Origin of the sequence: Nitratidesulfovibrio oxamicus, from assembly GCF_015731765.1 — a bacterium.
GTDB classification, from domain to species: domain Bacteria; phylum Desulfobacterota; class Desulfovibrionia; order Desulfovibrionales; family Desulfovibrionaceae; genus Cupidesulfovibrio; species Cupidesulfovibrio oxamicus.
The window spans coordinates 1-6,080 of the sequence record NZ_VRYY01000121.1; the positions used below are offsets into that span (position 1 = coordinate 1).

The window sequence follows — 6,080 nt, forward strand, 5'->3', positions numbered from 1 at the left end:
GCACCGGCCAGGCCGGACCCGGGCAGGCGGGCGGGGGACACCCCGGCAGGTCCCGGCCTGCGGCGTATGCGCCGGGCGGGCACAGGAACTGACGGATGATGTCCCGCGTGCTCCAAACAGTCCACCCGGCCCGCAGCGCCCTGCATGCCGCATCCCGTCATGCCGCGCCCGGCCATGCCCGTCCCGCAATCGTGGGTCGCGCCCGTACAACGGGCTTGCACGCCCGGCACGACTGCTTATTATGACCACTGGTCCCCACTACCACGGGCACCGCGAGCGGGTGCGTGCCCGGCTGCGCAACGATCCCGCCGCCCTGCCCGACTACGAGGTGCTTGAACTGCTGCTGGGCCATGTGCTGCTGCGCCGCGATACCAAGCCGCTGGCCAAGGAACTGCTGCAACGCTTCGGCAGCCTGCGCGGCGTGCTGGACGCCCGTCCCTCGGAACTGCTGGGGGTGAAGGGCTTCGGCCCTGCCATGCTGGATTTCTGGGCCCTGCTGCGCGAGGTGATGGCGCGCTACGTGGAAACCCCGGCCCGCGAACGCGAGGTGCTGGGCAGCCCGCAGGCGGTGGCGGAAATGGCCCGGATGCGGCTGGCAGCTTCGCCCCACGAAGAGGTCTGGGTGGCCCTGCTGGATACCCAGAACCGCATGGTGGCATGGGAACGCGCCTCGCGCGGCACGGTGAACGCATCAGCCGTGTACCCGCGCGAAATCCTTGAAGTGGCCCTGCGGCACAAGGCGGCATCGATCATCCTGGTGCACAACCACCCCGGCGGCAATCCGTCGCCGTCGGCGGGAGACATCGAGATCACCCGGCAACTGGAGCTTTCGGCCAAGGCCATCGGCATGCGCCTTTTGGACCACGTCATCGTCACCGACGACGCCTGTTACAGCCTGAAGGACGACGGCCTGATCTGACGGAAGCCTCATCTGGCAGGCACCTGGTCTGGTAATGTCCTGATCTGGCGGAATCCTGGTCCGGCGATGGCCGATCAGGCGCAGTGCCCATGGCGGGGCGCCCCAGCACCACACCGCCGGCACGCCGACGCCGGACAAAACCGGGAGCACACGCCCATGACGCGCAGCCGATTCAGGGTCACCGGTCGGGTACAGGGGGTGGGATTCCGCTCGTGGACCGGGCGCACCGCCCGCGCCCTGGGGCTTGCCGGGTGGGTGCGCAACCTGCCCGACGGCAGCGTGGAACTGGAGGCCCAGGGGCCGGTCGAACGCATGGACGCCCTGCGAGAGGCCCTGTGGAAAGGTCCCGTGTTCGCCAGGGTCACCGGGGTGGAAGAGCAAGCCCTGAACGGATACTCCCAGAACAGGCACCCAGCGAACGGGCAGCCTTCCGATGCGTCCGGCACGCGTTACGGGCAGGACGCCCCCCTGCAAGATTTCCATATCCGATTCTGACACGCGAGGAGCACCCCGCATGACCGACGACATATACGACGACGACACCCCCGACGAATCCGGGCAAACCACCGGCAAGAAGCAGGCCAAGGCAACCGGCAAGCCCCAAAAGCAGCAGGAGGCCGCCTCGGCCACTCCTGCCGCCGATGCGACCTCCGGCCCGACGCCCGACGCTGCTCCAGGGACCGTCTCTGACGCCCCCCCCGACGCCGCCGCAAACGCCGCAAACGACGTCACCATCATCGACACCCAGACCGGCGACCAGAGCGAGCAGGCCCTGGCTGCACGGGGCAAGGCAGCCAGCATCGAGGTGGCCGTGTCCACGCCGCCCCGCGCCGGTGACGATGCCCGCGCCCTGGATTTCGACGGTCTGAGCGACATCGAGGCCGAAAATCCCGACGGTTCCGAATCTTCGGATACGACCGACTCCACCGACGGGCCGGAACTGCCCGTGCTGCCCGACGAGTTGCCCGTGCTGCCCGTGCGCGACGTGGTGGTGTTCAACTACATGATCCTGCCCCTGTTCGTGGGCCGCGAAAAGTCGGTGCAGGCCGTGGACGCCGCCCTCAACGGCAGCCGCTACCTGATGATCTGCACCCAGCGCGACGAATCGGTGGACGATCCCGCGCCGGAAGACCTGCATCCCACCGGCACGGTGGTGATGATCATGCGCATGCTGAAGATGCCCGACAACCGGCTGAAGGTGCTGGTGCAGGGCATCAGCCGCGCCCGGGTGGAATCCTTTGGCGTGGGTGACGGCTATCTTACCGCCCGCGTGGAAACCCTGCCCGAGCCGGAACTGGGCCCGCCCACCGTGGAGCAGGAAGCCATGATGCGCGCCGCCCGCGAGCAGAGCGAAAAGATCCTTTCGCTGCGCGGCATCGCCACCTCGGACATCATGGCCGTGCTCAACTCCGTGGACGATCCGGGCCGCCTTGCCGACCTCATCGCCGCCAACCTGCGCATGAAGGTTTCCGACGCGCAGGCCATCCTGGAATGCACCGACCCCGACGCCCGGCTGCGCCTGGTCAACGAGCAACTGGTCAAGGAAGTGGAAGTGGCCTCCATGCAGGCCAAGATCCAGAGCATGGCGCGAGAGGGCATGGACAAGGCCCAAAAGGACTACTTCCTGCGCGAGCAGATGAAGGCCATCCGCCGCGAACTGGGCGAATCGGGCAACGAGGACGAGGAACTTGAAGACCTCACCCGCGCCCTGGAACGCTCCGGATTGCCGCGTGAAGTCCGCAAGGAGGCGGACAAGCAGTTGCGCCGTCTGGCTTCCATGCACCCCGACTCGTCAGAGGCCACCGTGGTGCGCACCTACCTGGAGTGGCTGGCGGAACTGCCGTGGGCCAAGCTTTCGCGCGACCGGCTCGACATCAACAAGGCCAAGGTGATCCTGGACGAGGACCACCTCGGCCTTGCCAAGGTCAAGGACCGCATCCTTGAATACCTCAGCGTGCGCAAGCTGAACCCCAAGTCCAAGGGACCCATCCTGTGCTTCGCCGGGCCTCCCGGCGTGGGCAAGACCTCGCTGGGCCGCTCCATCGCCCGGGCCATGGGCCGCAAGTTCCAGCGCATCTCGCTGGGCGGCATGCGCGACGAGGCGGAAATCCGCGGCCACCGGCGCACCTACATCGGCGCCATGCCGGGGCGCATCGTGCAGAGCCTGAAGCAACTCGGCACGCGCAACCCTGTGCTGATGCTGGATGAAATCGACAAGATCGGTTCCGACTTCCGGGGCGACCCGTCATCTGCCCTGCTGGAGGTGCTGGACCCGGAACAGAACTTCTCGTTCAGCGACCACTACCTGAACGTGCCCTTCGACCTGTCCAAGGTCATGTTCATCTGCACCGCCAACCAGTTGGACACCATTCCCGCCCCCCTGCGCGACCGCATGGAGGTCATCTCCATTCCCGGCTACACCATGCAGGAAAAGCTGGCCATCGCCCGCCGCTACCTGCTGCCGCGACAGGCCAAGGAAAACGGCCTGTCCCCGCGCGAGGTGACCGTGCCCGACGCGCTCATCGAGCGCATCATCACCGGCTACACCCGCGAGGCCGGCCTGCGGAACCTGGAGCGCGAAATCGGCTCGCTGTGCCGCAAGGTGGCCCGCCGCAAGGCAGAGGGCGAGAAGGGTCCCTTCCGCGTCACCCCGCGCATGCTGGAAAAGCTGCTGGGCGCGCCACGCTTCATCGACGAGGAAAAGGAAGCCGAACTGCTGCCCGGTGTGGCCCTGGGCCTTGCCTGGACTCCCTACGGCGGCGAGGTGCTGCACGTGGAGGTCACCCCCATGAAGGGCAAGGGCGGCGTGACCATGACCGGCCAACTCGGCGACGTGATGAAGGAAAGCGCGCAGGCCGCCATCTCCTACGCACGCAGCCGCGCTGAACGCCTCGGCATCGAACCCGACTTCTCGGAAAAGCTCGACCTGCACATCCACGTGCCCGCAGGCGCCACCCCCAAGGATGGCCCCTCCGCCGGGGTGACCATGGTCACCGCGCTGCTCTCCGCCATCACCGGCAAGCCCGTGCGCAGCGACCTGTGCATGACCGGCGAGATCACCCTGCGCGGCCGCGTGCTGCCCGTGGGCGGCATCAAGGAAAAGATCCTGGCCGGGGTGGCGCGCGGCATGCAGCACGTCATCATCCCCCGCCAGAACGTCAAGGACCTGGAAGACATCCCCGCAGACCTGCTGCGCCGCATCCAGGTTCACCCCGTGGCCCACATCGACGACCTGCTGCCGCTGGCGTTTCCGAAAGGCGAATAAGGGAAGAACGAACCGGAGAGGGAACCTTTTGCGGCAGCCGTTAGGTAAGCACGAAGTGCGAACCTTACGGATGGCGACCGCAGAGCGAAAAAGGGTCTCCCTCCCCGGCCCCTTCCCCCCCAAACTTTTTATTTGGGAGTTCCCCCCCTCTAGGCCCCGCTACAATACGGTGGCACTGTAGCCCAGCTTTTGCCAACCCAAGAAGAGGGCCGGGAAATCCCCGGCCCTCTTCTCTTTTCCAACGTAGTTGCCGCGATACGCGGAACACCTACCCCGCCGAAAGCGGCAGGGGGCAGCGGCGTTCCAGCACCTTGACGGTCCGTTCGAAGGGCAACGGGCGGGAGTACAGGAAGCCCTGCCCGTACAGGCAGCCCAGCTCCAGCAGCACCTCGGCCTGTTCGGGCCGTTCGATGCCTTCGGCCACCACGCCGAGGCCGAGCCCCCGGCCCAGGCTGACGATGGACTGCACGATGCCGTAGGCGGCCTTTTCCTCGTGCACGCGGCTGGTGAACGACTTGTCGATCTTGATCATGTCCATGGGGAACTGGCGCAGATAGTTCAGCGAGGAATAGCCGGTGCCGAAATCGTCGAGCACCAGCGAGACGCCCAGTTCCTTGAATTTCCACAGCTTGTCGGTAACGGCGTCCACGCCGGTCAGCAGCAGGCTTTCGGTGATTTCCAGCCGCACGTCCAGTGGGTTGCAGCCCGATTCCAGGATGACGGCGGAATAGCTTTCCACCATGTTCCAGCGACGGAAGCTGCGCGCGGAAATGTTCAGGTTCAGGGCGAATTCCGCCGCGGGTCCGGCCCGCTCGCGCAGGGCGCGCACGGAGGCGCAGCCCAGTTCCAGCACGTGCCGGTCCAGATGGTAGATCAGCCCCGATTCCTCGGCCAGGGGGATGAACTCCGACGGTGGCAGCAGGCCCAGGTCCGGGTGATTCCAGCGCACCAGCGCCTCCAGCCCGGTGATGCGCGCTGTGCGCAACGAAACCACGGGCTGGAAGTACAGTTCTATCTCGTCGCGCTCCATGGCCCGGCGCAGTTCGTTTTCGCGGCGCAGTTTGTCCGGGGCGGCGGAGGGCACGTCCTCGTCGAACAGTTCGTAACGGCCCTTGCCCGATTCCTTGGCGCGGAACATGGCAAGGTCGGCATCGCGCAGGATGTCCTCTGCGGATGCGTACTGCCGGGCGCGCACCACCACGCCGATGCTGGCGGCCATGTACACCTCGGTGTCGTGCACCGGAAACGGCGTGCGCAGGGCGTCCTGAATGCGCTCGACGATGGTGCCCACCTCGGCGGTATCCTCCACGTCGTCCAGCAGCACGGCAAACTCGTCGCCGCCGCAGCGGGCCAGGGTGTCCACCTCGCGCAGGCAGGGCAATACCCGGTCGGAAAACAGCCGCAGCAGTTCGTCGCCCGCGCGATGGCCCAGGCTTTCGTTGACCACCTTGAAACGATCGATGTCCAGGAACAGCACGGCAAAGCGGTAATGATCGTGGCGCCGGGCACGCTTGAGGGCGCTTTCCACGCGGTCCAGCAGCAGTATCCGGTTGGGCAGGCCGGTGAGCACGTCGTGGAAGGCGGTCTGGGTCATGCGCTCCTCGTCGCGGGTGGCCGGGTCGCGCCCGGCGCGACCGTTGCCGCCCTCCAGCGGAGTGACCTGCAACAGCGCGCACGGGGGGTGGCCCGCCTCGCCGGGCAGGATGCGCAGGCTCTGCTGCATCCAGCGCTTTTCACCGTCGGCCCGCAGGAACGGCCACGAGGTCTCCACCATGCCGCCGGAGGCCTCGCCCATGCCCGCCGCCGCGCGGATGGCCGACACCGAAAGCCACAGCCCGCCGAACTCGCGCAGGGCCTGCCCGGCCACGTCGGGGGGCAGCAGGGCGCGCAGGTCCG

Annotated in this window: 4 protein-coding genes; 3 read left to right on the forward strand and 1 reads right to left on the reverse strand. The window is 67.2% G+C overall.

What is annotated here, in order from left to right; translation table 11 throughout:
- The first annotated feature begins 241 nt into the window (after window positions 1-241).
- From radC to lon, 3 genes are all read left to right on the forward strand, one after another.
- On the forward strand, window positions 242-919 hold the full coding sequence (radC, locus tag FVW20_RS05610; RefSeq protein ID WP_196608653.1) for a RadC family protein: 678 nt from the start codon (window positions 242-244) through the stop codon (window positions 917-919).
- A gap of 156 nt (window positions 920-1,075) precedes the next feature.
- Window positions 1,076-1,414 (forward strand): acylphosphatase, encoded by a 339-nt coding sequence (locus FVW20_RS05615; protein WP_196608654.1) that lies wholly within the window; start codon window positions 1,076-1,078, stop codon window positions 1,412-1,414.
- A 19-nt stretch (window positions 1,415-1,433) separates the two neighbouring features.
- Window positions 1,434-4,184 (forward strand): endopeptidase La, encoded by a 2,751-nt coding sequence (gene lon, locus FVW20_RS05620; protein ID WP_231038897.1) that lies wholly within the window; start codon window positions 1,434-1,436, stop codon window positions 4,182-4,184.
- A 268-nt stretch (window positions 4,185-4,452) separates the two neighbouring features.
- On the opposite strand, the gene FVW20_RS05625 is transcribed toward lon, so the two are convergent.
- A partial coding sequence (locus tag FVW20_RS05625) for a putative bifunctional diguanylate cyclase/phosphodiesterase (protein ID WP_196608655.1) occupies window positions 4,453-6,080 on the reverse strand: 1,628 nt, incomplete at its 5' end.